This window comes from Nocardia brasiliensis (genome assembly GCF_042691675.1).
Lineage (GTDB): Bacteria > Actinomycetota > Actinomycetes > Mycobacteriales > Mycobacteriaceae > Nocardia > Nocardia brasiliensis_D.
Genome location: NZ_CP170507.1, coordinates 652,684 through 677,563, shown reverse-complemented (window position 1 = coordinate 677,563; position 24,880 = coordinate 652,684). Strand labels below are relative to the sequence as shown.

Sequence of the window (24,880 nt, the reverse complement as noted above, 5' to 3'; positions counted from 1 at the left end):
GTCACTGGGCCACCGCCCGGCGGAAGTCCGCGCCGTCCAGCACCGCGTGCGCGAGCACCAGGTCGAGCGGGGTGGTGATCTTGAAGGCCAGGGGGTCGCCCGGGATGGTGCGCACCTGGGTGCCGAGCAGTTCGACCAGCCCGGCGTCGTCGGTGGCTCGGACGCCCTCGGACAGATAGGCGGCGCGCAGCAATTCGGCCGCGAAGCCCTGCGGGGTTTGGATGGCGCGCAGTTCCGCGCGGTCCGGTGTGCCGGTCACCGCGCCCGCCGCGTCGACGGTCTTGATGGTGTCGGCGACCGGAAGCGCGGGAACCACGGCGAGATGCCCGGCGCGCAACTCGGCGGCGACCCTGGCGATGAGCCCGGGTGGCGTGAGGGCGCGCGCGGCGTCGTGCACGAGGAAGTAGGCGGCCTCGGGTGCGGCGGCGATGCCTGCCCGCACCGAGTCGGTGCGTTCGGCGCCGCCGACGACCACGTGTACCGAATCCGAGGGCGGCAGCAGGGCAACGGCGCTCTCGACGAATTCGGCGGGAACCATAACGATGATCCGGTCGACCGCGCCGGAGGCGAGCAAACCTTCGACAGCGAGCCGGACCATGGGGCTGCCGCCGACCGGGACGAACGCCTTGGGCGTGGTTTCACCCAGGCGAACGCCGCGACCGGCGGCAGGCACCAAAGCAACGACGGTTCCGTCGGTGAGACGAGCACCGTTGTCGAGATTGTTCACGGTCAGGAAGCCGCGGCGAGGACCTCGTCCAGCAGCGTCTCGGCCTTGCCGTCATCGGTGCCCTCGGCGAGCGCGAGTTCACCGACGAGAATCTGCCGGGCCTTGGCCAGCATTCGCTTCTCACCGGCGGACAGGCCGCGATCCTGCTCCCGACGCCACAGGTCGCGGACGACCTCGGCCACCTTGTTCACATCGCCGGAGGCGAGCTTTTCCAGGTTGGCCTTGTAACGGCGGGACCAGTTGGTCGGCTCCTCCGTGTGCGGCGCGCGCAGAACCTGGAAGACTCGATCGAGACCCTCCTGGCCGACGACGTCACGAACGCCGACGTATTCGGCGTTCTCAGCGGGAACCCGAACAGTCAGATCGCCTTGGGCGACCTTCAGGACCAGATACTCTTTTTGCTCACCCTTGATGGTGCGAGTCTCGATAGCTTCGATCAGCGCCGCTCCGTGGTGGGGGTAAACGACGGTGTCTCCGACCTTAAAAATCATGTGTCCCGTGCCCCTTTCGATGTTCACAGTTTAACATGCGACTCGGTAACGGCGCGATCAACTGTGCAGGTCAGGGCCACAACGAGGCAGCGGTGGGGCTTGACAGAACCCGCCCGGTGTGCATTACGTTGTGCCAGAACGGGTTACCTCCCCGCACTTCCCCCGTACCAGCCCCACGCCCCGACCGGGCAGGACGTCCGCGATCTGTCGGCACTCGACCGATCTGTTATCTACGACCCGCGAGTCGCGAGCCCGGGCTCTCGGTCCGTAACGGGAACTACTACGCTGCCTAGTTACTACTCTCCCTAGCGGAGTGAGCCCGGTCGACATGGAGGGACAACCCGTGACTGCCCTGAAAGCTGTGACCGCCTTGAAGAGGGCGCGCCGTCGCATGGTGCCGGTTGCCGCACTCGCCGCCGGAGCGGCGATCGCACTGACCGGCTGTAGCTCGGGCCAGATCTCGCAGACCGCCGACCAGGTGGCCGCGATCAACGGCAATCACGCCGATGTCGGCAAGATCGCGCTGCGCAATGTGCACATCGTCTACCCGCACCAGGGCAGCGAATACACCAACACCAAGGGTGGCAAGGCGCTCATCGCGCTGTCGATCATCAACAACAGCCCGTCGGTCCCCGACGAGCTGAACAGCATCACCACCGACCTGGGCACCGTGAAGATCATCCCGGCGGCCGGCAAGTCCGCCGTGCAGCTGGCCCCGCAGCAGACCGTGGTCGCCGCGACCAAGCCGGGCAAGCACGACGCGCCCGCGGAGGATTCGCACGGCGCGGCTCCGACCTCTGCGGCGTCTCCGACCTCTGCGGCGTCTCCGACCTCTGCGGCGGCTCCGACCTCGGCGGCATCTCCGACCTCCGTCAAGCCGTCCCCGTCCGCGGCCCCCGACGCGCACGGCACCGGCGATCACGCCGCCGCGCCCGCACCCTCCGACGACCCGGCGGCCGATCCGATCCTGATCGAGATCACCAACCTGACCAAGGACATCACCCCCGGCCTCACCTACACCGTGGCGTTCAACTTCAAGCAGAACGGCACCGTTCAGGTTCAGGTACCGGTCGACGCGGGCATCGCCGCCGAGCGGCACGAGTCGGACAAGTCCGGCGCGGCCGAGGTCGAGCACAAGGGCGGACACTGATCGTCTAGCTCCCTTACAAAACGGCTGTCGCACCCCACGGTGCGGCAGCCGTTCGCGTTGGCCGCGGTGTTTGTCGGACGCGGTACGTAAGGTGCGCGTGTGGCAAAGACCAGGTCGATCTTCCGGTGCTCCGCCTGCACGCACGAGGTCGCCAAGTGGGTAGGCAAGTGCCCCGACTGCGGGGCGTGGGGCACCGTCGACGAGGTCGCCGTCGCCGCGACGGGTGCGGGCGCTCCGGCCCGGCGCGCAATGCTGCCGAGCACCGCCGCCGCCCCCATCTCCACCATCGATTCCCAGATCACCCGGGCGCAGCCGACCGGGGTCAGTGAGCTGGACCGAGTGCTCGGCGGCGGTGTGGTCCCCGGCTCGGTGGTGCTGCTGTCCGGCGAGCCCGGCGTCGGCAAGTCGACCCTGCTGCTCGAGGTGGCCCACCGGTGGGCCCGGCAGAACGAGGCGAAGTCGCTGTATGTCACGGCGGAGGAATCGGCCGGACAGGTGCGGCTGCGCGCCGACCGCACCGGCGCGGTGCACGAGCGGGTGTACCTCGCCGCCGAATCCGATCTCTCGATCGTGCTCGGGCATGTCGAGCAGGTGCGGCCGACGCTACTGGTGGTCGACTCCGTGCAGACCATGCTCGCGCCCGAGGTGGACGGCGTGATCGGCGGCGTCACCCAGGTGCGCGCGGTGACCTCCGCGCTGACCTCGCTGGCCAAGGCGAGCGGGATCGCCGTGCTGCTGGTCGGGCACGTCACCAAGGACGGCAATGTCGCGGGCCCACGCACGCTGGAACATCTCGTCGACGTGGTGTTGCAGTTCGAGGGCGACAAGAACTCGGCGCTGCGCATGGTGCGCGGCATCAAGAACCGGTTCGGCAGCGCCGACGAGGTCGGCTGTTTCGAGCTGCACGAGGACGGCATCGCCTGCGTCGACGACCCGTCCGGCCTGTTCCTGCACCACCGCACCGATTCGGTGCCCGGTACGGCGGTCACCGTGGCGATGGACGGCAAGCGGCCGCTCGTCGCCGAGGTGCAGGGCCTGACGGTGGAGACCGAGATTCCGAACCCGCGCCGCGCGGTCAGCGGCCTCGACTACAACCGGGTGGCAATGGTGCTGGCCGTGCTGCAGAGCCGCGGCAAGGTGTTCCTCGGCAAGTCCGACGTGTACGCCGCGACGGTGGGCGGCATGCGGCTGCTGGAGCCCGCCGCCGACCTGGCCATCGCGCTCGCCATCGCCAGCGCCAACTCCGAGGTGGCGATTCCGGCGGGCTGGGTGATCCTCGGCGAGGTCGGCCTGGCCGGTGAGGTACGCAAGGTCACCGGACTCGAACGCAGGCTGGCCGAGGCCGAACGTCTCGGCTTCACCACCGCGTTGGTGCCGCCCGGCTACGCCCCGCTCAAACGTGGCGGCATGAAGATCCACGAGGTCGCCGACGTCCGATCGGCCATCCGGATCTCCGGCACGCGAAAACGCCGGGCGCCGAAGGAGGCGAAGGAAGTGGCACCGGATTTCTAGCTCAGGCGGGTGTCAGGTTGAACGGTTCGGGCGAGCTGTGCAGGGAGCCGAACTGAGCCGTGACCTGATAGGCGCCCGCGGGAACGGGCACCCGCTCGCCGACACAGCCCGGCTGCGAGGTCGTGCCCGACCAGCGCACCGTGAACAACGCCTGCTCACCGGGTTTCAGGTTCCGCGCGTTCGACTCGTCGACGGGCGAGCAATCCGAACTCGTCCAGAACTTGCGCTGGCCGTCCAACGACAACACCGACGCCTGGATCTGCGCCAGGTTCATATCCCGCTGGCACTGCACGCTGGAGATGTTGGTGATGACGATCCGGAAGTTCGGCTGTTCGCCGACCCGATAGGTCGGCTGGTCCACACTGATCTTGATCGCCAGCGATTGATCAGGACACTGCCCGGCCGCCGCGACCGGTTCGGCCGAGGGCGATGTCGCGCTGCTCGATGGCGCCTGGGTGCTGGATTCGCTGGTGCCCGCGGCCTTTGCCGTCGAGACCTCGGCGGCCTTGCTCGTCGTCGTGGACGATGCACCGGCAGCGACGGGCTCGGAGTCACCGGGCGAGTCACCGCCCCGGGAGACCGTCAGCACCAGCCAGATGACCAGCGCCAGCGCCACGACCAAGGCGCCGATCGCCAATGCGCGACGACGCCAATAGATCTCCGGTGGCAGCGGTCCATTCGGTTCCAGCACGCCTCAACGGTAAGGGCACCATCGGGCGCAACGACTCATGCTCCCGGCGTGTCGGACCGGAATGCGCGATTGTGGCGAGTAAATTCCGGCCCGCACGCTGGGAAAACTCCGACGACCCCGGTTCAGGCGAGCTCGCCGATGTTGCCGACGACACGCTGCAACTGCACCCGGCCATCGGCGAGCTTGTATGTGACACAGGCGATCGCGCAATCACCGGTCGCGACGCGCTGCGAGATGATCATCGAGCGCTGCATGAGCAGCCTGCTCGTCTCCACCACGTGCCTGGCCTCCAAATCGTCCACGGTGGACAGGCCCTCCCGGCGGCCGATCAGAATGGACGGCGTGACCCGCTCGACCACGCTGCGAATGAAGCCACCGGGCACTTCCCCGCCGTCCAGCGCGTCGATGGTGGCCTTCACCGCGCCGCAGCTGTCGTGCCCGAGCACCACGATGAGTGGGACGTCGAGCACCTGCACGCCGTACTCGATCGAACCGAGTACCGAGCTGTCGACCACGTGGCCGGCGGTGCGCACTACGAACATGTCGCCGAGCCCTTGGTCGAAAATCAGCTCGGCGGCGACCCGAGAGTCACCGCAGCCGAAGAGGATCGCGGACGGTTCCTGGCCACTGACAAGCTTGGCTCGGTCGACGGCGCCCTGGCTAGGATGCAGCAGCGTGCCGTTGACGAAGCGCTCGTTGCCTTCCCGCAAAGATTTCCAGGCACTGATCGGGTTGGAAGCTCGCATACCGACCATTGTGCACAACGCTTGCGTTACCAGCGAGTTCGCATGGTTACAACTCGGCAAATCTCAACCGGCGGCAGTAGGACAGGAACAGTGAGGAAAGCACCGAACAGCGTCGATGCCGACGTGTTGCTCGACTGGTATCAGGAGACAGCGCGCGACCTTCCGTGGCGCCGCCCCGGGGTCAGCGCGTGGCAGATCCTGATGAGCGAGATCATGCTGCAGCAGACGCCGGTGGTCCGGGTCGAGCCGATCTGGCGGGAGTGGGTGGCGCGCTGGCCGGTGCCGTCGGCGATGGCGGCATCCTCGCAGGCCGAGGTGTTGCGCGCGTGGGGCAAGCTCGGCTATCCGCGTCGCGCGCTGCGGTTGCACGAATGCGCGCGGGTGCTCGCCGCCGAGCACGGCGACGAGGTGCCCACCGATGTCGAGGTGCTGCTGAGCCTGCCCGGCATCGGGGCGTACACGGCGCGGGCGGTGGCGTGTTTCGCCTACGGACAACGGGTTCCGGTGGTCGACACCAATGTTCGCCGCGTGGTCGCCCGCGCCGTGCACGGGCGGGCGGAGGCGGGCAACCCGTCGTCGCGTGATCTGCCGGAGACGGAAGCGCTACTGCCGCAACAGATCGACCGGGCCGCGGTGTTCTCCGCCGCGCTGATGGAACTGGGCGCGACGGTATGCACCGCCCGCACGCCGGACTGTTCCCGCTGCCCGCTGCCGAGTTGCGCGTGGGTCACGGCGGGCCGCCCGGTCTCCGAGGTGGTGCGCCGCACGCAGAAGTACGAGGGCACCGACCGCCAGGCCCGCGGCCGCCTGCTCGACGTCCTGCGCGGTGCGACCGGTCCCGTCGAGCGAGTCCGCCTCGACCTCGCCTGGCCGCGCGACCCCGGCCAGCGCGCCCGCGCCCTCGACTCGCTACTCGTCGACGGCCTGATCGAGCAGACCGTCGACGGCCTCTTCGCCCTTGCGGGCGAGGGCGGCACCGCACTCTGACCCGAAGAGCCGCAAACCTTTTCGGCTTCCTCGTACGGATCACCGGTGACTCGATGTGCGCGAGCCGGAATCGCGCGGCTAGGGGTTGAGCACGCGCCGCAGGAAGCGCTCGACCTCGGCGCGGTAGCGCTCGGGTTGGTCGTCGTGCACGAGATGTGCTGCGCCCGAGACGAGTACGTGCTCGGCGTCGGGATGAGTTTCGGCCATCCGGCGCATCTGACCGGGTGGGGTGATGGTGTGTTCACCTTCGAGCAGCAGCGCGGGTACCCGGACGGCATGCCACTGCGGCCAGAAGTCGCGACTCCCCCACTCCTCCGAGATGTCGCGGAACGTCGCGACCGAACCGTGTAGCCGGTAACCATCCGGACCGTGCTCGAACGAGTTGAGGAAGTACCGACCGGCGACCGGTCCGAAGAATTCGAGCACGGCGTCCGCGTCCGGAAACGGCTGCGGCCACGCCTCGATCATCGCCGCCCAGTTCGCCGCCGTGCGGCCGGTGAAATCCGGGGCGATGTCCTCGACCACCAGCGCGCGCACCCGATCGGGATGGGTTGCGGCGAAGACCCAGCCGTGCAGCGCGCCCATCGAATGCCCGATCACCACCATGGGTTCGGTGATGCTCGCGGTCGCGGCGGCCAGGTCGGCGACGAATGCCTCGGTGGTCAACTCGTCCGGCGCCGGTCTGCCGTGCCCGGCGGCGTCGAAGGTGTAGATGTGGCCGTACCCACGCAGCCAGTCCAGCTGATCGTGCCAGGTCCGAGCACTGCCCATCAGCCCGTGCAGCAGCAGGATCGGCACTCCCGCTCCGCCTTCGTCGTGCAACACCGTGTTGATTGTGCCGCGCCACCGCGGGGCGCGTTCGCGGCCCCCTCGATCTCGCACGGTGCTCGACGGCCTCGCGCTCCGCGGCCGCGCGTGCGCCGTATTGTCGAACCCATGGCTGTTGTGAAGATCAACGCGATCGAGGTTCCCGAGGGCGCGGGCCCCGAGCTGGAAAAGCGGTTCGCCCACCGTGCGCACGCTGTCGAGGGTTCGCCGGGGTTCCTCGGCTTCCAGTTGCTCCGGCCGGTCGCCGGTGAGAAGCGGTACTTCGTTGTCACCCAGTGGGATTCGGAAGAAGCGTTCGCCGCATGGCGGGACGGGCCCGCGCGCGAGGCACACGCGGGTGAGCGGCAGAAGCCGGTCTCGACGGGTGCGTCGCTGCTGGAATTCGAGGTCGTCCTCGACGTGACCGCGAAGTCGGCCGACTGACGAAACCGGTACCAGCCAGGCGGTTCAGCCGGGTCGGCGACTCGCCCGACGCCGGGGCGCGATACCCGCTGGTCATGTTGACGGCAGGTGCCTACAGGTGTCACAGTTCGAAGGACAAAACGCGAGGGTGATGCGGTAATCCGGTGTGATTCCGGAGCGGTCGCGCCACTGTGTTCCGTGCATCGAGTTCCTAAGTGCCGGACAGCCAGACATCGGCACCTTCGCGCCCACCATTCGACGGGGACGCGCATCCCTCAGGAGGACTCGCATGGCTATCGCGCATTCGCCGAGCCGGGCAACCGATTCACTCGCCACTGTGTTGGTCACGGTAGGTGTCGTTCTTCTCGCACTGCTCACGCTGTACCTGGTCGGCTTCGATCAGGGCGCCATCTCGCGCAGCGGGATGTACATGCACGAGCTGATGCACGACGGACGTCACTTGCTGGGGCTCCCGTGCCACTGAGCGCACCCACCCCGCCGACTCCGTCGGCGGCCGTCCCCCTGCTCGGTTCGCTGAAAACCCTCCTATTGCGCGGACTCCTGGCAGGCCTCATCGCAGGTCTGCTCGCCGCGACCGTCGGCTACTTCGTCGGCGAACCGAAGGTCGATGCCGCCATCGCCATCGAGGAAGCCGGTTCCGCTCCCGCGGATCATCCGCACGGCGCGGAACCGGAGGCGACAGGCGGACATTCGCACGGCGACGAGGAAGAACCACTGGTCAGCAGGACCGGCCAGAAGGCGGGCCAGTTCCTGGCACTCGGTCTCGCGGGCCTTGCGCTCGGCGCGATCTACGCCTCGGTCGCGCACTTCGCGCGGCGCTACACCACATTGTCCGGGCCGAAGCTGGCGCTGGCGCTCGGGATCGGCGGCTGGGCGGCGATCGTCGCGGTGCCGTTCTTCAAATATCCGGCGAACCCGCCAGCGGTGGGTGATCCGGACACGATCAACGAACGCACCCTGCTGTGGGTCGCGGCGGTGCTGCTCGGCCTCGCGGCCGTCGGTGCGGGTGGGTACGTCTACAAGTTGCTGCGCGCGCAGCTGAGCATGCTGCGGCTGATCGCCGGGATCGCCGCGTTCGTCCTCGTCACCACGGTGGGCTACCTCCTGTTGCCCGGCGTGAACGAGGTGAAGGCGGACTTCCCCGCCAGTCTGCTGTGGGAGTTCCGGGTGGCCTCGCTGGCCGAGACCGCGACGCTGTGGGCCTGCCTGGCCCTCGGCTTCGCCGCGCTCACCGAATTCGCCACGCGCACTGATACTCCGGTACGGGAGTCGATCGCTACCGCGGACTGATCCGCGTCCGGAAGACGAAGGGCAGTGTCGGTGCCATGATCGACACTGCCTTTTCCGTCTGGCCCGCACCGCTTCGTTCCGGCGCTGCGCGCACGCCGCCGCGCGCTGTCCATGTCGCCTTCGTCGGGCTCGTCGTCGCGCTGCTCGCCGGGGTCGGCGAGGCGATCGTGCGGGCCGCCGCGATGCTGGACCGCGCGGAGGCCGACATCGCCGGGCTGAGCACCGGGCTCGCCATGCGGCTGGGTATCTACCTGGTTGTGCTCTTCGTCGCCGTCCGGATGACGCACGGCGCGCGCTGGGCCCGCATCCTGCTCACCTTCGGCATCGGCGTGCTCGGCCTGCTGTCGCTCGTCATCGAACCGCTGGCGGCACTGCTGTCCGCGGACAAGTTCGGCGACCTCTTCACCGGCCTCACCGCCGAATCCGCCGTGATCGGACTGTTCCGGACGATCCACGTCGTCGCGGTGCTGATCGCCATCCCGGCGATGTATCACCCGGCTGCCCGCCGGTACTTTCGCCAACGGTAATGCCCGGCCCCCCGCGCAACTGCACGAGAAACCGGGCATCAAAGCTCCAGCCGAGAACTGGAACGGTTCCGGCGCTACGCGAGAGCCGCGTCCAGGGTGATCTGGTCGACTCCGGCGAGGGCCTTGCTGACCGGGCAGCCCGCCTTGGCGGCCTCGGCCGCGGCGGCGAAGGCGTCGGCATCGATGCCGGAGACCCTGCCGCGCACGGTCAGCTTGATGCCGGTGATCCGGAAGCCGCCCGCCGGGTCGGGGCCGAGGGTCACGTCGGCGGTGACGTCCAGGTTCTCCGGGGTGCCGCCGGCGTTGCCGAGTTGCGCCGAGAGGGCCATCGCGTAGCAGGACGAGTGCGCCGCCGCGATGAGCTCCTCCGGACTGGTAGTGCCGTTGGCCTCCTCGGCGGAACGCTTCGGGAACGACACGTCGTACTTGCCGACGCCGGAACTGGCCAGCTCGACCTGTCCCGAGCCCTCCTGCAGAGTGCCGGTCCAAGCAGTACGCGCGGTACGAGTAGGCATTACGGTCCTTTCGCTGATGAGCAATGTCACGATGCAGCACCGAGCCTAGCCAGTCGGGCACCGCGCGTCTTCGGGTCGGACTCGAGTGCCGTCATAGCAACCTCGACGGCTCGGCGGGCAGTCCAGGACGGTTGGCCGGTACTCGGCGATTCACCTGGGTGGACTCGAAATAGGCTGTTGCACCACCGGCTTTCGCGTTCTCAACTCAGATCAGATCGCGCCTGCGCATCAACCACGCCGTGCCAACCACGAAGAGCACGATGTAGGTCCCGAGCACGATCAGCGCCTCGGTGCGCGACAGGATGTCGAGCACGCCGGGCGTCCCGGCCCCGACCGTCCGCATCGCCCCGGCCATCGACCCGGCAGCCGTGCCGGGCAGATGATCGGTGATGATCGCGATCGGCGAGAAGATCGCCGCGACGCCACGCAGCAGATTTTCCACCACCAGCACCCACACCAGGCCGAGACCGACGGCCAGCGCCGGACCGCGCGCGACCGCGCCGATCAGCGCACCCGCCAGCGTCCACATGCCCAGGATCATGGTGCCGGTGAGGATCCCGAGCACCGACTGACGCAGCGACGGCAACGCGAGTGACTGCGACTGCGTCGCCCCGATCAGCGATGCCACGCCGATATCCACCACGAAAGCGGCCAGAACCAGCCCGACCACCACGACAACCAGGCTCACCACTACCCCACCGACCGCACTGATCCGCGACGGCCCCTGGGTGAACACGGCTTTCCAAGTGCCCCAGCCATATCCGCTGCCGGTGGTCAACGCGCCGAGCACCAGCATCAGCGCGCCACCGAACATGGCCATGCCCTGAGTGAATACCTCCGGCACCGCGGCGGGCAGCATCTGCTGCAGCAGCGTGTCTTTGGGCAGGCCGTTCGACATCCGGCCCGACTCGCCCGAGGTGTAGGCAAGATAGTTGAACAGGTAGGAGAACGTGAGATTCAGCAGAATCCAGGTTCCCAGGATGATCCAGAAGGCGGGCCACTTACGCAGCCGAAGCGCCTCCGCCTTCGTGCTCGCCATCAGGTCTTTCACGGTCATTTCGCCACTTCCAGCTGAGTCATTTCGAAAAACACTTCTTCCAGGGACTTTTCATCGATCCGCAGCTCGAGCAGAGCCGCCCCCGCTTCGACGACCGCCCGCGCGACCGCGGGGGCGGTCCCGGTACCGGCCTCGATCCGGATGCCACTGGAGGTCAGCATCGCGGCGCGCTCGCCGACCACTCCCCGCACCGCCGGGAACGCCACCTCCAATGGTTCGGCGCGCAGCAAAATCGAAGAGCCACCGCGCAGTTCCGCGACCGTCGACTCGACGAGCAGCTTGCCCTGCGAGATCACCCCGACCCGGTCGCAGATCTCCTGCACCTCGCTGAGCATGTGGCTGGACAGCAGCACCGTGTGCCCGTCCGCGGCGAGAGTGGTGATCAGCTCGCGCATTTCGGCCATGCCCTGCGGGTCGAGGCCGTTCGTCGGCTCGTCCAGGATCAGCAGGTCGGGCCGGCCGAGCAGGGCGGCGCCGACACCGAGCCGCTGCTTCATGCCGAGTGAGTAGGTGCGGAACTTGTCGTCGGCGCGGTTGGCCAGCCCGACCCGGTCCAGCGCGTCCTCCACGTCGGCACGGCCGATGCCCCGGTATTTCGCGAGCACCCGCAGGTTGTCCCGGCCGGAGAGGTACGGATAGAACCCGGGGCCCTCGATGAGAACGCCGGTCCGGCGCACCACCACCGGGTCGCCCGGCGCGTGCCCGGCCACCAACGCGGTGCCTTCGCTCGGCCGGATGAGCCCGACCAGCATGCGCAGCGTTGTCGTCTTACCCGCCCCGTTCGGACCGAGGAACCCGTAGATCTCCCCGGCGGCCACGCTCATGCTCACGCGGTCGACGGCAGTGTGTTCGCCGTAGCGTTTGGTCAACCCTCGGGTGACCACAATCAAATCTGTCATGCCTCGAGATTCCGCCGCGGACCACTTCCGCCACATCCGTCGCGCGGCGACGTTCGGCGTACGTACGCAGGCATACGCGAGTGGGTTAGCTGAGTTATACGTAGCGAGGCGGACGCCGATCCGCGGTGCAGCCGAATAGGCTGCTGTGGGTGAGGGCAGCAATGACGAGTCGGGGCTCGCTGGGATGGGACTGGGGCGTGGCGCTTGTCGTGGCCGCGCTCCAGATCGTCGGGGGCACGTTCGCGAACATGAGGACCGGCGAGAATTCGCTCGATGTCCTCGGCTACCTGCTACTACTCGCCGGTCCGGTCGCGTTGATCTGGCGGCGGGCCAAGCCGGTGCCGGTGTTGCTGGTCGCGCTCGGCGCCGGTGCCGCGTATCTGTCGCTCGGCTACGGCTACGGGCCGATTTTCCTCTCGCTGATCATCGCCTTCCTGACCGCGGCGAGCACCGGATCGCGCTGGTGGACTTACCCACTCGTGCCGCTCGGCTATCTGGTGCTGGTCTGGCCGCTGCCCGAACTGCTCGGGCGCGGCGCCGATGTGTGGAAGATCTTCGCGCTGATGGCCTGGCTCGTCGTGCTGCTGTGCGTGGCGGAGGGCATTCGGCAGCGCAAGGCCGTGCTGGTGGCGCGCAGGCAGCGGGCCGAGGCCGCGCGCCGCGACGAGGAGGCGCAGCGGGAGCGTCGCGCCAGCGAGGAGCGCCTCGCCATCGCCCGTGAGCTGCACGATGTACTGGCACACAGCCTTTCGCTGATCAATGTGCAATCGTCGGTGGCACTCGAACTGTTCGACCGGAAGCCGGAGCAGGCCGCCACCGCGCTGGACGCGATCAAGACGGCCAGCCGGGACGCGCTCGCGGAGGTGCACACGCTGCTGCACTCGATCCGCACCGGAAGCACGGTCGGCGAATCAGACGGCTCGGCGGACGAATTCGTCGACGACGAACCGAGCGCGCCGAGCCGCCGCCGTCCGCGTGGCTGGGGCGGGCGCAATTCGGCAGGCGCCGAGCGTGTTTCCGCGGAAGACGAGCAATCGGCCGGCGCCGGTACCGAATCCGCCGAGGCCGTCCCGCGCCCGGCGGCACCGCGGACCCCCGCGCCGAGCATCGCCGATCTGGACAATCTCCTCCAGCGGGCGCGTGCGGCCGGATTGACGGTGCAGACCAAGGTAATCGGCGAACCGGAGCAGCTGCCCGGCGTGATCGACGTGGCCGCCGCACGGATCATCCAGGAATCGCTGACCAACGTCGTGCGGCACGCGCCGGGTGCCGAAGCCTCGGTGACCGTGCGCTACACAGCGCAATCGGTAGATCTCACGGTCGACAACTCCCGCCCGACCGCGCAGGCCGTGCGATCGGGAACGAGCGGAGGCAACGGCATCATCGGCATGCGGGAGCGGACACACGCCCTCGGCGGCGCGCTCACCGCTGGTCCCCGCCCGAGCGGCGGGTTCCGGGTAGCGGCCCGGCTGCCATTGCGTCCGATGGCGCCGAGCGAACGAAAGCCGTTGCCGCCGAGTCGTTCCGACGACGTGGTCCAAGCGGACAATGTGCGACCGGACAACGTGCGGCCGATCCGGCCGGACGACAAGGCGCACCAGTCCAGCGCGCCCGGCCCGGTAACGCAGTAGGAGACGCCGTGAGCGACCGTCCGGGAGTGAACCGAGGACACAGGGTGCCGATGCGCACGACGGAGCCGAGCGTCAGCGAGGTGGAGTCGTGAGTGTCCGAGTCCTGGTGGCCGACGATCAGGCGCTGGTCCGCGCCGGTTTCGTCGCGCTGCTGGCGGCACAGGACGGCATCGAGGTGGTGGGCGAGGCGGACAACGGCGAGCAGGCCGTGCGGATGACCCGCAGCCTCGTCCCGGATGTGGTGCTGATGGACATCAGGATGCCGATCCTGGACGGGCTCGCCGCCACCAGGATGATCGCCGAGGATGCCAAGCTCGCGGAGGTGAAGGTGGTCGTGCTGACCACCTTCGAGCTCGACGAGTACGTCTTCGAGGCCATGCGCTCCGGCGCGACGGGCTTCCTGGTGAAGCACACCGAACCGGCCGATCTGGTCCGGGCCGTCCGGGTGGTCGCGGCCGGTGACGCGCTGCTGTCCCCCGGCGTCACCCGCAGGCTGATCGCGGAATTCTCCACCCACGCCAAAACTCCGCCGCCCGCGACACTTTCCGAACTCACCGAACGTGAGCGTGAGGTGATGGTGCTGGTCGCCGAGGGTCTGACGAACGCCGAAATCGGTGCTCGGTTGTTCATGAGCCCGGCCACCGCCCGCACCCATGTCAGTCGCATTCTGATGAAGCTCGGCGCCCGCGACCGCACCCAATTGGTCGTCATGGCCTATGAATCCGGCTTGGTGCGGCCGGGCTGGCAGTGATTACGCGCTACCGGGATTCGACTGTTCGCGTTCCGCGTCGGTGAATCCGCTGGGTGCCGACCCCGGCGGTGCGGCTTGCAGCCGGGCCGAGCTCGCCGCGGCGGCCCGGAATACGCCCGAAACACCCTGCGGCGCAGCGGCATACGTGATCGAGTTGCGGGGGTCGAAGCCCATTTCGGTGCCGATCGCGACCGCGTCCATGTTGGCGCCGAGGAACAGGAAGTTCCAGCTGTAGACCTCCTGTTGCTGGGTGATCAGCGATTTCACCGCGGCATGCGACCATTCCTTGCTGGAGTTCTCGTGGCCGTCCGTGAGCACGACGACGATGACCGTACTCGGCCGTTCGGGTTCGGGCCGTTTCGCGAGTTCCGCGCCGATGTCGGTGATCAGCCTGCCGACCGCGTCGTACAGCGCGGTCATGCCGCGTGGCTGCAGGTCGAGCGGCGGCACCTGCGCGATCGGCCGGTTCGAGTAGAGGCACTCGTATTCGGTATCGAACTGCGCCAGTGTCACCTCGATCGTCTTCGGTACTTTGCGCTGCTCTTCGATGAAGGCACTGAAGCCGCCCTCGGTGTCGGATTTGATCGACTGCATCGACCCGGAGCGGTCGAGTAGTACCGCGATCAGGGTCAAGTCCGGATTTGTCATGCGCACCCCCGGGTCGGTTCTGTGAACCCCATCCAACGTACTCCCGCGAACTGCCCATGCGCTGAACCAACGAGAAAGGCCCGCCCCCAACGGGAGCGGGCCTTCCACGTGTTGCTCTTACTCGCCGGCCGCTTCCGCGGTGCCTTCAGCGGCACCGGTCAGCACGACCTCGGGCTTGTCCTCGGTCGAATCCGACTTGGTCAGCTTCGTCTTGCCGGTGAAGGTGAACTTGGCGTCCTCGCCGGAGCCCTCGCCGTCCCAGCCTTCGACATCGACGAAGACGGTCTGACCGGGGCCGATCTCGCCGAAGAGGATCTTCTCCGACAGCTGGTCCTCGATCTCGCGCTGGATGGTCCGGCGCAGCGGCCGGGCCCCGAGCACGGGGTCGAAGCCACGCTTGGCCAGCAGCGCCTTGCCCTGCTCGGACAGCTCCATCGACATGTCCTTGTTCTTCAACTGGACACCGACGCGGCCGATCATCAGGTCCACCATCTGCACGATCTGATCGGTCGTGAGCTGGTGGAAGACGATGACATCGTCGATACGGTTGAGGAACTCGGGCCGGAAGTGCTTCTTCAGCTCGTCGTTGACCTTGAGCTTCATCCGCTCGTAGTTCGAGCCCTGGATGTTGGACTGGGTGAAGCCCAGGCCGACCGCCTTGGAGATGTCCGACGTACCGAGGTTCGAGGTGAAGATCAGCACCGTGTTCTTGAAGTCCACGGTCCGACCCTGACCGTCGGTGAGCCGACCGTCCTCCAGCACCTGCAACAGGGTGTTGTAGATCTCCTGGTGGGCCTTCTCGATCTCGTCGAACAGCACCACGGAGAACGGCTTGCGGCGCACCTTCTCGGTGAGCTGACCGCCCTCTTCGTAGCCGACGTACCCGGGAGGGGCACCGAACAGCCGCGATGCGGTGAAGCGGTCGTGGAACTCGCCCATGTCGATCTGGATGAGCGCGTCGTCGTCGCCGAACAGGAAGTTCGCCAGCGACTTGGCCAGCTCGGTCTTACCGACACCGGACGGACCGGCGAAGATGAACGAACCGGACGGACGCTTCGGATCCTTCAGGCCGGCGCGAGTGCGGCGGATCGCCTTGGAGACGGCCTTGACGGCATCCTCCTGGCCGATGATCCGCTTGTGCAGCTCGTCCTCCATCCGGAGCAGCCGGGTGGTCTCCTCCTCGGTGAGCTTGAAGACGGGGATGCCGGTCCAGTTGGCCAGCACCTCCGCGATCTGCTCGTCGTCGACCTCGGCAACCACGTCGAGATCACCGGAGCGCCACTGCTTCTCCCGCTCGGCGCGCTTGGCGACCAACTGCTTTTCCTTGTCGCGCAGCCGCGCGGCCTTCTCGAAGTCCTGCGCGTCGATCGCGCTTTCCTTCTCCCGGCGCGCATCGGCGATCTTGTCGTCGAATTCGCGCAGGTCCGGCGGAGCGGTCATCCGACGGATACGCATCCGCGCACCGGCCTCGTCGATCAAGTCGATCGCCTTGTCCGGCAGGAACCGGTCGTTGATGTAGCGGTCCGCCAGGGTCGCCGCGGCCACCAGCGCGCCATCGGTGATGGAAACCCGGTGGTGTGCCTCGTAGCGGTCACGCAGACCCTTGAGGATGTTGATGGTGTGCTCGACCGTCGGCTCGCCCACCTGCACCGGCTGGAACCGGCGCTCCAGGGCGGCGTCCTTCTCGATGTACTTGCGGTACTCGTCGAGCGTGGTCGCGCCGATGGTCTGCAGCTCGCCACGGGCCAGCTTCGGCTTCAGGATGGACGCGGCGTCGATCGCGCCCTCGGCGGCACCCGCCCCGACGAGCGTGTGCAGCTCGTCGATGAACAGGATGATGTCGCCGCGGGTGTTGATCTCCTTGAGCACCTTCTTCAGGCGCTCTTCGAAATCACCGCGGTAGCGGCTGCCCGCGACCAGGGAACCCAGGTCGAGGGTGTACAGCTGCTTGTCCTTCAGCGTCTCGGGGACCTCGCCGTTGACGATGGCCTGCGCCAGGCCCTCCACGACAGCGGTCTTACCGACACCGGGCTCGCCGATCAGCACCGGGTTGTTCTTGGTACGACGGCTCAGCACCTGCATGACCCGCTCGATTTCCTTCGAGCGGCCGATGACCGGGTCGAGCTTGCCCTCGAGCGCGGCCTGGGTCAGATTGCGGCCGAACTGGTCGAGCACCAGCGAAGTGGACGGCGTGCCCGCCTCACCACGCGAGCCGGACTCGACCGGCTCCTTGCCCTGATACCCGGACAACAGCTGAATGACCTGCTGGCGCACCCGGTTGAGGTCGGCGCCCAACTTCACGAGCACCTGCGCGGCGACACCCTCACCCTCGCGGATGAGACCGAGCAGAATGTGCTCGGTGCCGATGTAATTGTGGCCGAGTTGCAACGCTTCGCGCAGACTCAGCTCCAAGACTTTTTTGGCCCGCGGGGTGAACGGGATGTGACCGGACGGAGCCTGCTGGCCCTGACCGATGATCTCCTCCACCTGGCTGCGCACGCCCTCCAGCGAAATGCCGAGCGATTCCAGCGACTTGGCCGCGACACCCTCACCCTCATGGATCAGCCCCAGCAGGATGTGCTCGGTGCCGATGTAGTTGTGGTTGAGCATCCGGGCCTCTTCCTGGGCCAGGACAACGACACGCCTCGCGCGGTCGGTGAACCTCTCGAACATCGCTCCCTCACTCTCCTGCTTCCGACATTCTGGCAACAGACGCCGCAGTGTGCTGTGTTACAACCGTGGGCGTCAGCCTGCCATGAAGCCCGGGGGTCGTGGCCCCCGCCTCCACTCTAGTTGGCGGGGGATACTGCCGCCGCCAGTCCACCCTATTGGCGACCAGCGTCAGCACGGTCATTCACTCATAACGTGCGCGTTGCAGCATTCGTTTCCGAATACGGTTTTGCCCTGAGCTGAATTTTTGGCCGTGTCTTTGGCCGCGTGGCCGCGGCGTGTTCGTGGCCCCTGAATGTCAGCATCGCGTAGCGATTCCATGAGGGGCGGTGGTCGGGCGACGGGTGGGCCTCGCGTCCGAGCGGCCGAGACTTGCGACTTCGTCGCGTGCGCTTCGGCCACTCGGACGCGAGACGGGCCACGAACGGCGCTCGTAAGACTCGCGCTGTGGTGGGTCAGGGGTCGGTCATAGCTTTCGGACGGGGGTTCTACCCGGTGAAGGGGGCGACAAACGTGCAGGGGACTTCTCTTGGGTTCGCTGGGTCGAGGGCGTTGAGGACGTAGGCGGCGGCTCGGGGGCTGCCTGCGATGCCTGCGTGCTCGGAGAAGTCCTGGGCGCATGTGTCTTGGACCACGATGTTTGTGACGTTCGGGGCTGGGACGAGGCCTGCGGTGTAAGGAACGACTAGCTCGTCGAGGCGGGTGGCGATGTTGGTGTAGGTGACGGACGGGTGGTAGACGCCGTCGGCGTTTAGTGCTTGTAGGAAGTCGGAGCCTTCGACGACCTGGCGGCAGGCCTGGCACAGGGAACCGACCAGGGTGTCGAAGGCGGGGCCTGCGCCTAGGCGCTGGCTGAAGGCCGCGATCTGGGCTATGGCCGCGACATCGGAGCCGAGCCAGGGTGGGGCGATGGCGACGAGTTTGTCCACTTTGGCTGCGCCGCCGAGCCGTTTGACGAAATAGTTGCCGATGAAATTGCCTTGCGAATGGCCGACGATGTCGACCCGCTGCGCGCCGGTCGCGGCGAGCACGCGGTCCACGAACGCAGCGAACTGGGGTGCGCTCTGCTCCATCGGGAGCATGCCGCCGATGGCGGAGATCGGCCATGGCAGGTCGTAGGCGCCGTAGGTCATCGAGTACACGCAGTAGCCCTGATTGGCCAGCAGCGGCGCGTATACGCCCCAATTCGTCTGTGCTCCACCGCCGGTGCCGTGCGCGAGCACCACCGGGTTCGGATGGGCGGCGCTCGGGCGGCACGACCAATCGTTGGCGCCGGGCAACGAGCCACCCGGATTCGTCAACTCGTTGGGGATGCCCGCGAAGAAGTTGTAGTCGACCGGGTACTGGTGCGCCCGCGCCGGACCGGCCGCGGCGATCCACAGTGCGGCGAGTACGACGACGAGAAACGAAAAGCCTGGAACACGCCGCACGGTAGCCTCCAAATCTAGAACGTGTTCCAGAAAGCTACCGCAGCGGTGTCCCAGGCGGGGGCGAGTCGCGAAATCGCTTGTGGCGGTTGGTACCAGCGCTAGCGGTAGGCCGCGACACCCGGCTGACCGGGGAACTGTCCGGGATGGCCCTGCGCCACATACTGACCGGGTGCGGCCGCACCAGCGGCGTTCGCCTTGCCGTGCTGCATACCGGCGACGAACAGCGCGCCGCACAGCACCAGGAAGGCCAGCGTGTGCAGCACCGCGCGGACGATGTTCCAACGCACCCAGACGGCTTCGAAGTCGGCGCGCACGGCAGCCAGGTCGGCGATCCGCGACGGATCACCCGCTGCCGCCAGCTGATTGTTCAACGGCACGTTCAGGCCGGAGGTGACCGCGAACGCGATCACGTTGATCGCCAGGGCGATGCCGATCCAGATCAGCGTGCCGCGCTGGTCCTTGCCCAGATGCAAGGCCGCCGCGAGGATGGAAAAGCCGACGGTGCCGAGGAATCCGATCATGAACACCGGGTTGATGATGACCACGTTGATCTTCTGCATCACGTCGATCATGGTGCGGTCGTCGGTCCGATTCAGCGCCGGCATCACCGAGTTCGCGTAGCCGTAGAACAGGCCCGCGATCAGCCCGGTCGCCAGCGTGGCCAGCACCAGGGCGATGAGACGTGCGGCGGTCATATTTCCTCCTGAGGGAAACCCGACCGGAGCCCTCATCGCTCCGGTTCACGGGTATCAGTCAAGCCGGTTTCAGCACGGCTCTCCATGGCCGAGACACTCGGCCGGCTAAGCGATCGTCTACCGGAGCGTCACAGGTCCCGGTCGGAGATGAGTCCGCTTTGAATCGCCAGAAAGGCGAGCCGGACCCGCTTCGCGTTCTGCGGCAAGTCCTCCACCCCGAACTTGGCGAACAGCGCGCGCAGGTGCGTCTTGATCGCATCGACGCTCAGGAACAGTTCCTCGGCGATCTGCTGATTGGAGGCGGGCGTGGCGAAGGCCGCGCCGTTCTTGTACGGGCGGCACAGCGCGATCAGCACCGCACGCTGAGTTTCGGTGAGCTGCCGCAATGTTGGGATCGAACCGGTGGAGGTGCGGGTGATGTCGTCGGCGGCGCCGCCGAAATCGTGGAAGGACACCCGCGAGGTGCCGACCCGGATGACGTCGCCAGCCATCAGCCTGCGCCTGCCGACCAGCCGGTCGCCGTTGACGAAAGTGCCGTTGCGGGAAAGCCCGTCGTCCACGATGGTCCACTGCGCACCGAGGTACTCGATCGCCGCGTGCAGCCGGGACACCTCGGCGTCCCATGGCAGAGCGAGGTCGGCCTGGGGCGAGCGCCCGATCGTCACCCGTTCGCGCTCGGCGGTGAGCATGAGCTCCTGCTGACGACCCGTGTCATCCTGGAATCGCAAAAAAGATCCGACGAAACCAGTCACTGCGCCGATACCTCGTCTCTCCATACCGCCAGTGACCACCGCACGTTTCCATGGTGCCGCGTCCTGGAACCACGAGCAAGATCGATCCGCGCGCCACATCGGGCAGCGTGTCATCGCATGACACTGTTATACCGAGAGGGTATGGCCGCCCGAGAAAGACAAAACCGCCGCCCCTGCGTCGCACGATTCGCGGGGGCGGCGGGCGAAAAATATGAAACTAACCCTTCGCGGCCTTGTTGTACGCGTCGGTGATGTCGGCGGAGATACGACCCCGCGCGGACACCTTGTGTCCATTCCGACGTGCCCACTCGCGAATTGCTGCACTTTGTTCCCGGTCGATCGAGACCCGACTCTTCGGGGCACCCGTCGCGGTCGCGGCGGCCTTGACCCGGCGCCGGCCACTCACACGACGCGCGCTCGAAACCCACTCTTCCAGCCCGTCGCGCAGCTTCGCCGCATTTGCCGACGACAGGTCGATCTCGTACGACACACCGTCGATCGCAAACTCGATGGTCTCGTCCGCGATGGACTCCCCATCGACATCGTCGATCAGGCTAACGGTGACCTTCTTTGCCATGAGATGAACGTCCTCTCGAAATCGTGCGACCCGCATACTAGGCCGATTACCCGAGGCAAGAATACCTCGAATTCCAAAATTTCCAAGACGGGGCGGAGATTTAGCAATCAACCAGTCAGCGAGTGACCGGTCGCACAATTGGGAACAGTATTGTTTCCCGGATTCCGAGACCCGTCAACGCCATCAACAGACGATCGATTCCCATACCGGTACCCGTGGTCGGCGGCATGCCGTGCTCCATCGCGGCAAGGAAGTCCTCGTCCAGCGCCATCGCCTCGTCGTCACCTTGCGCGGCCAGTCGTGCTTGATCCACGAACCGCTCGCGCTGGATCACCGGATCGATCAACTCCGAATAGCCAGTAGCCAACTCGAAGCCACGGACATAGAGGTCCCACTTCTCGGTGACCCCCGCCTTGCTCCGATGCTGCCTGGTGAGCGGTGAGGTCTCCACCGGGAAGTCACGAACAAAAGTCGGTGCGTAGAGCTTGTCGCCGTACTGGTGTTCCCACAGTTCCTCGACGAGTTTGCCGTGGCCATAGCCCTTGTCCTCGGGAATTTCCAGACCGACCCGATCGGCGAGCTCGCGCAATTCGGCGATCGAAGTTTCCGGTGTCACCGAGACGCCGAGGGCGTCGGAGAGCGACGGGTACATCTCGACGGTCGCCCACTCGCCGCGCAGGTCGTATTCTGTGCCGTCGGCGAGCGTCACCACCTGGGTTCCGAACACCTCCTGCGCTACTTCCTGCACCAATTCCCGGGTCATCCGCGCGGAGTCGTCGTAGGTGCCGTACGCCTCATACGTTTCGAGCATCGCGAACTCGGGCGAATGGGTGGAGTCCGAGCCCTCGTTGCGGAAGTTGCGGTTGATCTCGAAGACCTGCTCCAGCCCGCCGACCACGCAGCGCTTCAGGAACAGCTCGGGCGCGATACGCAGGTAGAGATCCATATCGAGCGCATTGGAATGGGTGACGAACGGCCGGGCCGCCGCGCCGCCGTGCAGCGTCTGCAGCATCGGCGTCTCCACCTCGAGGAAACCGCGGCGTTCCAGCGCATTGCGCAGCGCGCGCACCACCGCGATCCGGGTCCGTGCCATTTCCCTGGCTTCCGGACGCACGATCAGATCGACATAGCGCTGCCGGACCCGCGACTCCTCGTTCATCTCCTTGTGCGCCACCGGCAGCGGCCGCAGCGACTTGGCCGCCATGAACCAGGAATCGGCCATGACGCTCAATTCGCCGGTCCGCGACGAGATCACCTCGCCGTGCACGAAAACGAAGTCACCGAGGTCGACATCGGCCTTCCAGGCCGCGAGTGCGTCGGCGCCGACACCGTTCAGGCTGATCATCGCCTGCAACTTGGTGCCGTCACCCTCCTGCAGCGTCGCGAAACACAGCTTGCCGGTATTACGCATGAATATGACGCGACCAGCGACACCCGCCTGCAGCCCGGTCTGGGTGTCGGCTGCGAGATCGGGATATGCGGCGCGAATTTCGGCAAGGGTGTGCGTGCGCGGCACGACCACGGGATACGCGTCACCGCCGTCGGCGAGCAACCGCTCCCGCTTCTCCTTACGAATCCGTATCTGCTCCGGGGCGTCGTCGGCGTCGGACGCCACGGCAGGCCGCGAATCCGATGCGGGATCGCTGGACGAGGGAGTGTTGCTGGTGCTCACATCCAACAACCCTAGCGTGCACCGGAAATCGTTTTGCGGGCCGCCCGGCCTAGTTCACGGAGTAACGAATCGGTCTCGGTTCCGGGCGCTGCCCGGCGCCGGATTTGCGCGGTGCGGTATCACCGGAAATAGCGGGCACCGGCCGACAGCCGCACGAAAGCGCTTGTGCGACCTTATGTTTCGAGATGGAAGCGATACCGGCAATTACAGCGAGGCGAGCGCGTCGACCTCGCGGGCGAAGTGCGGCGCCCGGATTCCGATGTGCAGGAGACCCGCCGCCTTCAATGCGTGGAAGCCCCCGACGAGATCGGTCGCCCGGTGCAGCCCGAGTTGCTGTAGCGCGGCTGCCGCCAGGCTGGAGGTATAGCCCTCGGAGCAGGCGATGATCCATTCCACGTCGTGATCGGTGGCCAGTGCCAAGCGCGCGGAACTGGTCGGGTCGAGCCGCCATTCCAGCACATTCCGCTCGATCACCAGGGCGCCCGGCAACGCGCCTTCCCGCACGCGCTGCGCCTGCGGCCGAATGTCCACCAGAATCGCGCCCCTGGCGAGCGCCTCCGGCAATTCGAAGGCATAGATCCGCTTCAGCTGGGCGCGCGCGTTCTCGAGCATCTGATCGATGGTCAAACGTTCGCTCATTACATATCACCTTCGGGCTGGTCGGTGAGAACGGTTCGGGTGCGCCGCAGGGTGCCGTGGCCGGTGACCTCGTAATAGGACATGGCGGTGAGCGGCGGGGAATAGGCATGCACGCTGAGCGTGGGTTCGAGCAGTGCGGGATCGAGGGCCGGGTCGGTACTCGGCACGGATTGGGCGGGGGCGCGCATCACGTCGTGCACCCAGCCGATCGGGAACGACGCCTGATCACCCGCGGCGAGCGTGCGGCGGCGCAGTTCGCTTCCGTTCCAACGGAATTCCGAGAGGGCGCCGCTGAGCACGGTCAATGCGCCGAGCGAGCCGGCGTGGTCGTGCAGTTCGGTGGATTTCCCCGGTGTCCAACTGATCAGCCAGACATCGACTTCGTCATCGGTGAGCAGCCGGGCCGCCCACCGTTCGTCGGCGGGCCAGACGCCATTCGAGGGAAGGAGGTGGTCATACCGCCCGGCCAGTACGTCTTCGGCGCCCTCGTCGGTCAATCGCAGTAAATCGGCGGGACGCAGGCGGGTCGGCAATGCGGAAGCCACGGCGCGTTCCAGCGGCGGGGTTGCCGAAAAGGCGTCACGTGCGGAAGAGAGGGAAAGAACGGAAGAACGCATGAGCGAATCTCCAGGAGTATGTGAACGGTCGAGGGCGGTGGTCGGCCTCGAACGGTCGAGGCCAGGTCAGCCTCGACAACACTCCTGGGTGCGCACGCGGGAATTCACAGCGGTGAGTGTATCAGCGCCGACGCACAGTGCAAATGGCATACCTCACGCGCCCACTCCCTTGCGGCGTTGGTTTCGCTCGTATACGAGACGCAAGCCGGTCAAGGTGAGGTACGGGTCGTGGTTGTCGATCGTCTCCGACTCCGGGACGATCAGCGCCGCACTCGGTCCGGTGGCAACCACCGCGACATCGTCGCCGGCAAACGCCTCGAACTCGTCGCGAATCCGGTCGATCAGCCCGTCCACCATCCCGGCGAAACCGAAAACCGCACCGGACTGCATGCATTCCATGCTGTTCTTCCCGAGCACCGAGCGTGGCCTGGTCAGTTCGGCTCGGCGCAGCGCACTGCGCTCCACCAGGGCTTCCATCGAAATTTCCACGCCAGGCGCGATGACCCCGCCGAGGAACTCCCCTTTCGCCGAGACCAGGTCGACACAGATCGCGGTGGCGAAATCGACAACGATCGCCGCGGAGGAATAGTGCTGATAGGCGGCCAGGCAGTTCACGATCCGGTCCGCACCCACCTCTTTCGGGTTGTCCACCAGCAGCGGAATGCCGGTGCGGACCCCGGGTTCCACCAGTACATGCGGCACGTGACCCCAATACTGGTTCAACATCGTCCGCAGTTCACGCAGCACCGGCGGCACCGTGGAGAGGGCGGATACTCCGATCACTTGGTCGAGCTGCGCGCCGACCAGCCCGCGCACCTGGCTGGCGAATTCATCGGCGGTGAGCAGCGGATTGGTGTGTATCCGCCAGTGCCGCACCAGTTTCGAATGCGCGCCGCTGCCCGAGAAAAGACCGATCACGATATTGGTATTGCGGACGTCGATTGTCAGCAGCATG

27 protein-coding genes and 1 riboswitch are annotated in these 24,880 nt (G+C 66.9%); of the genes, 9 read left to right on the top strand and 18 right to left on the bottom strand.

Going from position 1 to position 24,880, the window contains the following annotated elements; translation table 11 throughout:
* Nucleotide 1: 1 nt before the first annotated feature.
* Complete coding sequence (gene ispD, locus ACFK0J_RS03470) at nt 2-727, bottom strand: 2-C-methyl-D-erythritol 4-phosphate cytidylyltransferase (protein WP_378736491.1); 726 nt, start codon at nt 725-727, stop codon at nt 2-4.
* A 2-nt stretch (nt 728-729) separates the two neighbouring features.
* Nucleotides 730-1,218 (bottom strand): RNA polymerase-binding transcription factor CarD, encoded by a 489-nt coding sequence (carD, locus tag ACFK0J_RS03465; RefSeq protein WP_011206964.1) that lies wholly within the window; start codon nt 1,216-1,218, stop codon nt 730-732.
* A 361-nt stretch (nt 1,219-1,579) separates the two neighbouring features.
* On the opposite strand from carD, the gene ACFK0J_RS03460 reads away from it, so the two are divergent.
* Together ACFK0J_RS03460 and radA are read left to right on the top strand one after the other, a co-directional pair.
* The gene (locus tag ACFK0J_RS03460) at nt 1,580-2,368 is read left to right on the top strand and encodes a hypothetical protein (protein ID WP_378736489.1); all 789 of its coding nucleotides are present in this window, start codon (nt 1,580-1,582) and stop codon (nt 2,366-2,368) included.
* 99 nt (nt 2,369-2,467) lie between these two features.
* A complete protein-coding gene (radA, locus tag ACFK0J_RS03455) occupies nt 2,468-3,880 on the top strand; it encodes a DNA repair protein RadA (RefSeq protein ID WP_378736487.1) in 1,413 nt (470 codons plus the stop codon).
* A gap of 1 nt (nt 3,881) precedes the next feature.
* Here radA and ACFK0J_RS03450 read toward each other — a convergent pair whose 3' ends face one another.
* Both ACFK0J_RS03450 and ACFK0J_RS03445 read right to left on the bottom strand, forming a co-directional pair.
* Nucleotides 3,882-4,571, bottom strand: a complete 690-nt coding sequence (locus ACFK0J_RS03450) for a hypothetical protein (protein WP_378736485.1) — start codon at nt 4,569-4,571, stop codon at nt 3,882-3,884.
* 122 nt (nt 4,572-4,693) lie between these two features.
* Complete coding sequence (locus ACFK0J_RS03445; protein ID WP_378736483.1) at nt 4,694-5,317, bottom strand: carbonic anhydrase; 624 nt, start codon at nt 5,315-5,317, stop codon at nt 4,694-4,696.
* Nucleotides 5,318-5,407: 90 nt separating this feature from the next.
* Here ACFK0J_RS03445 and ACFK0J_RS03440 point away from each other — a divergent pair, with 90 nt between their 5' ends.
* The gene (locus tag ACFK0J_RS03440; RefSeq protein WP_378736481.1) at nt 5,408-6,304 is read left to right on the top strand and encodes an A/G-specific adenine glycosylase; all 897 of its coding nucleotides are present in this window, start codon (nt 5,408-5,410) and stop codon (nt 6,302-6,304) included.
* A gap of 78 nt (nt 6,305-6,382) precedes the next feature.
* Here ACFK0J_RS03440 and ACFK0J_RS03435 read toward each other — a convergent pair whose 3' ends face one another.
* Complete coding sequence (locus ACFK0J_RS03435) at nt 6,383-7,129, bottom strand: alpha/beta fold hydrolase (protein WP_378736479.1); 747 nt, start codon at nt 7,127-7,129, stop codon at nt 6,383-6,385.
* 111 nt (nt 7,130-7,240) lie between these two features.
* On the opposite strand from ACFK0J_RS03435, the gene mhuD reads away from it, so the two are divergent.
* The 4 genes from mhuD to ACFK0J_RS03415 all read left to right on the top strand — a co-directional run bounded on the left by mhuD (nt 7,241) and on the right by ACFK0J_RS03415 (nt 9,372).
* Complete coding sequence (gene mhuD, locus ACFK0J_RS03430) at nt 7,241-7,555, top strand: mycobilin-forming heme oxygenase MhuD (protein ID WP_378736477.1); 315 nt, start codon at nt 7,241-7,243, stop codon at nt 7,553-7,555.
* Nucleotides 7,556-7,635: 80 nt separating this feature from the next.
* Nucleotides 7,636-7,791: riboswitch (cobalamin riboswitch) on the top strand.
* Between the two features lie 32 nt (nt 7,792-7,823).
* Nucleotides 7,824-8,018, top strand: a complete 195-nt coding sequence (locus ACFK0J_RS03425; RefSeq protein WP_218473050.1) for a CbtB-domain containing protein — start codon at nt 7,824-7,826, stop codon at nt 8,016-8,018.
* Complete coding sequence (locus ACFK0J_RS03420; protein WP_378736475.1) at nt 8,009-8,845, top strand: CbtA family protein; 837 nt, start codon at nt 8,009-8,011, stop codon at nt 8,843-8,845. The genes ACFK0J_RS03425 and ACFK0J_RS03420 overlap by 10 nt, the downstream gene beginning before the upstream one ends.
* 35 nt (nt 8,846-8,880) lie before the next feature.
* Complete coding sequence (locus tag ACFK0J_RS03415; RefSeq protein WP_378736473.1) at nt 8,881-9,372, top strand: hypothetical protein; 492 nt, start codon at nt 8,881-8,883, stop codon at nt 9,370-9,372.
* A gap of 74 nt (nt 9,373-9,446) precedes the next feature.
* Here the strand turns inward: ACFK0J_RS03415 and ACFK0J_RS03410 are convergent, their stop codons facing one another.
* The 3 genes from ACFK0J_RS03410 to ACFK0J_RS03400 form a co-directional block, all read right to left on the bottom strand.
* Nucleotides 9,447-9,887: an OsmC family peroxiredoxin gene (locus ACFK0J_RS03410; RefSeq protein WP_378736471.1), complete on the bottom strand. Its 441-nt coding sequence runs from the start codon at nt 9,885-9,887 to the stop codon at nt 9,447-9,449.
* A gap of 205 nt (nt 9,888-10,092) precedes the next feature.
* Complete coding sequence (locus tag ACFK0J_RS03405; RefSeq protein WP_378736469.1) at nt 10,093-10,944, bottom strand: ABC transporter permease; 852 nt, start codon at nt 10,942-10,944, stop codon at nt 10,093-10,095.
* On the bottom strand, nt 10,941-11,843 hold the full coding sequence (locus ACFK0J_RS03400; RefSeq protein ID WP_378736467.1) for an ABC transporter ATP-binding protein: 903 nt from the start codon (nt 11,841-11,843) through the stop codon (nt 10,941-10,943). Before ACFK0J_RS03400 ends, ACFK0J_RS03405 begins: the two co-directional genes overlap by 4 nt.
* A 161-nt stretch (nt 11,844-12,004) precedes the next feature.
* On the opposite strand from ACFK0J_RS03400, the gene ACFK0J_RS03395 reads away from it, so the two are divergent.
* Both ACFK0J_RS03395 and ACFK0J_RS03390 read left to right on the top strand, forming a co-directional pair.
* Nucleotides 12,005-13,474: a sensor histidine kinase gene (locus tag ACFK0J_RS03395; RefSeq protein ID WP_378736465.1), complete on the top strand. Its 1,470-nt coding sequence runs from the start codon at nt 12,005-12,007 to the stop codon at nt 13,472-13,474.
* Nucleotides 13,475-13,562: 88 nt separating this feature from the next.
* Nucleotides 13,563-14,225, top strand: a complete 663-nt coding sequence (locus tag ACFK0J_RS03390; protein WP_378736462.1) for a response regulator — start codon at nt 13,563-13,565, stop codon at nt 14,223-14,225.
* Here the strand turns inward: ACFK0J_RS03390 and ACFK0J_RS03385 are convergent, their stop codons facing one another.
* From ACFK0J_RS03385 to ACFK0J_RS03340, 10 genes are all read right to left on the bottom strand, one after another.
* On the bottom strand, nt 14,226-14,873 hold the full coding sequence (locus ACFK0J_RS03385; protein WP_378736460.1) for a VWA domain-containing protein: 648 nt from the start codon (nt 14,871-14,873) through the stop codon (nt 14,226-14,228).
* A gap of 117 nt (nt 14,874-14,990) precedes the next feature.
* Nucleotides 14,991-17,546 (bottom strand): ATP-dependent Clp protease ATP-binding subunit, encoded by a 2,556-nt coding sequence (locus ACFK0J_RS03380; protein ID WP_378736458.1) that lies wholly within the window; start codon nt 17,544-17,546, stop codon nt 14,991-14,993.
* A 485-nt stretch (nt 17,547-18,031) separates the two neighbouring features.
* Complete coding sequence (locus tag ACFK0J_RS03375; RefSeq protein ID WP_378736456.1) at nt 18,032-18,973, bottom strand: esterase/lipase family protein; 942 nt, start codon at nt 18,971-18,973, stop codon at nt 18,032-18,034.
* A 98-nt stretch (nt 18,974-19,071) separates the two neighbouring features.
* Nucleotides 19,072-19,668, bottom strand: a complete 597-nt coding sequence (locus ACFK0J_RS03370; protein WP_378736454.1) for a DUF1772 domain-containing protein — start codon at nt 19,666-19,668, stop codon at nt 19,072-19,074.
* Nucleotides 19,669-19,796: 128 nt separating this feature from the next.
* Entirely contained in the window at nt 19,797-20,357 is a 561-nt protein-coding gene (locus ACFK0J_RS03365) for an FHA domain-containing protein (protein WP_378742597.1), read from the bottom strand.
* A 280-nt stretch (nt 20,358-20,637) separates the two neighbouring features.
* A complete protein-coding gene (locus tag ACFK0J_RS03360) occupies nt 20,638-20,997 on the bottom strand; it encodes an Lsr2 family protein (RefSeq protein ID WP_029900677.1) in 360 nt (119 codons plus the stop codon).
* Between the two features lie 115 nt (nt 20,998-21,112).
* Nucleotides 21,113-22,612 (bottom strand): lysine--tRNA ligase, encoded by a 1,500-nt coding sequence (gene lysS / locus ACFK0J_RS03355; RefSeq protein ID WP_218478124.1) that lies wholly within the window; start codon nt 22,610-22,612, stop codon nt 21,113-21,115.
* A 261-nt stretch (nt 22,613-22,873) separates the two neighbouring features.
* Nucleotides 22,874-23,296 carry a rhodanese-like domain-containing protein gene (locus tag ACFK0J_RS03350; RefSeq protein WP_378742595.1) on the bottom strand — a complete coding sequence of 141 codons (423 nt, stop codon included), beginning with the start codon at nt 23,294-23,296 and terminating at the stop codon, nt 22,874-22,876.
* Between the two features lie 11 nt (nt 23,297-23,307).
* Nucleotides 23,308-23,925 carry a cysteine dioxygenase gene (locus tag ACFK0J_RS03345; RefSeq protein WP_378736452.1) on the bottom strand — a complete coding sequence of 206 codons (618 nt, stop codon included), beginning with the start codon at nt 23,923-23,925 and terminating at the stop codon, nt 23,308-23,310.
* Nucleotides 23,926-24,078: 153 nt separating this feature from the next.
* On the bottom strand, nt 24,079-24,879 hold the full coding sequence (locus ACFK0J_RS03340) for a type III pantothenate kinase (RefSeq protein WP_378736450.1): 801 nt from the start codon (nt 24,877-24,879) through the stop codon (nt 24,079-24,081).
* Nucleotide 24,880: the final 1 nt, after the last annotated feature.

Bases quoted from the DNA above. Each gene is read 5' to 3' on its own strand.
- ACFK0J_RS03400 (WP_378736467.1), bottom strand. From the start codon at position 11,843: ATGACAGATTTGATTGTGGTCACCCGAGGGTTGACCAAACGCTACGGC.
- ACFK0J_RS03345 (WP_378736452.1), bottom strand. From the start codon at position 23,925: ATGCGTTCTTCCGTTCTTTCCCTCTCTTCCGCACGTGACGCCTTTTCG.
- ACFK0J_RS03415 (WP_378736473.1), top strand. From the start codon at position 8,881: ATGATCGACACTGCCTTTTCCGTCTGGCCCGCACCGCTTCGTTCCGGC.
- ACFK0J_RS03370 (WP_378736454.1), bottom strand. From the start codon at position 19,668: ATGACCGCCGCACGTCTCATCGCCCTGGTGCTGGCCACGCTGGCGACC.
- ACFK0J_RS03445 (WP_378736483.1), bottom strand. From the start codon at position 5,317: ATGCGAGCTTCCAACCCGATCAGTGCCTGGAAATCTTTGCGGGAAGGC.
- mhuD (WP_378736477.1), top strand. From the start codon at position 7,241: ATGGCTGTTGTGAAGATCAACGCGATCGAGGTTCCCGAGGGCGCGGGC.
- ACFK0J_RS03380 (WP_378736458.1), bottom strand. From the start codon at position 17,546: ATGTTCGAGAGGTTCACCGACCGCGCGAGGCGTGTCGTTGTCCTGGCC.
- ACFK0J_RS03340 (WP_378736450.1), bottom strand. From the start codon at position 24,879: ATGCTGCTGACAATCGACGTCCGCAATACCAATATCGTGATCGGTCTT.
- ACFK0J_RS03365 (WP_378742597.1), bottom strand. From the start codon at position 20,357: ATGCTCACCGCCGAGCGCGAACGGGTGACGATCGGGCGCTCGCCCCAG.
- ACFK0J_RS03425 (WP_218473050.1), top strand. From the start codon at position 7,824: ATGGCTATCGCGCATTCGCCGAGCCGGGCAACCGATTCACTCGCCACT.
- ACFK0J_RS03385 (WP_378736460.1), bottom strand. From the start codon at position 14,873: ATGACAAATCCGGACTTGACCCTGATCGCGGTACTACTCGACCGCTCC.
- carD (WP_011206964.1), bottom strand. From the start codon at position 1,218: ATGATTTTTAAGGTCGGAGACACCGTCGTTTACCCCCACCACGGAGCG.
- ACFK0J_RS03410 (WP_378736471.1), bottom strand. From the start codon at position 9,887: ATGCCTACTCGTACCGCGCGTACTGCTTGGACCGGCACTCTGCAGGAG.
- ACFK0J_RS03360 (WP_029900677.1), bottom strand. From the start codon at position 20,997: ATGGCAAAGAAGGTCACCGTTAGCCTGATCGACGATGTCGATGGGGAG.
- ACFK0J_RS03395 (WP_378736465.1), top strand. From the start codon at position 12,005: ATGACGAGTCGGGGCTCGCTGGGATGGGACTGGGGCGTGGCGCTTGTC.
- ACFK0J_RS03405 (WP_378736469.1), bottom strand. From the start codon at position 10,944: ATGACCGTGAAAGACCTGATGGCGAGCACGAAGGCGGAGGCGCTTCGG.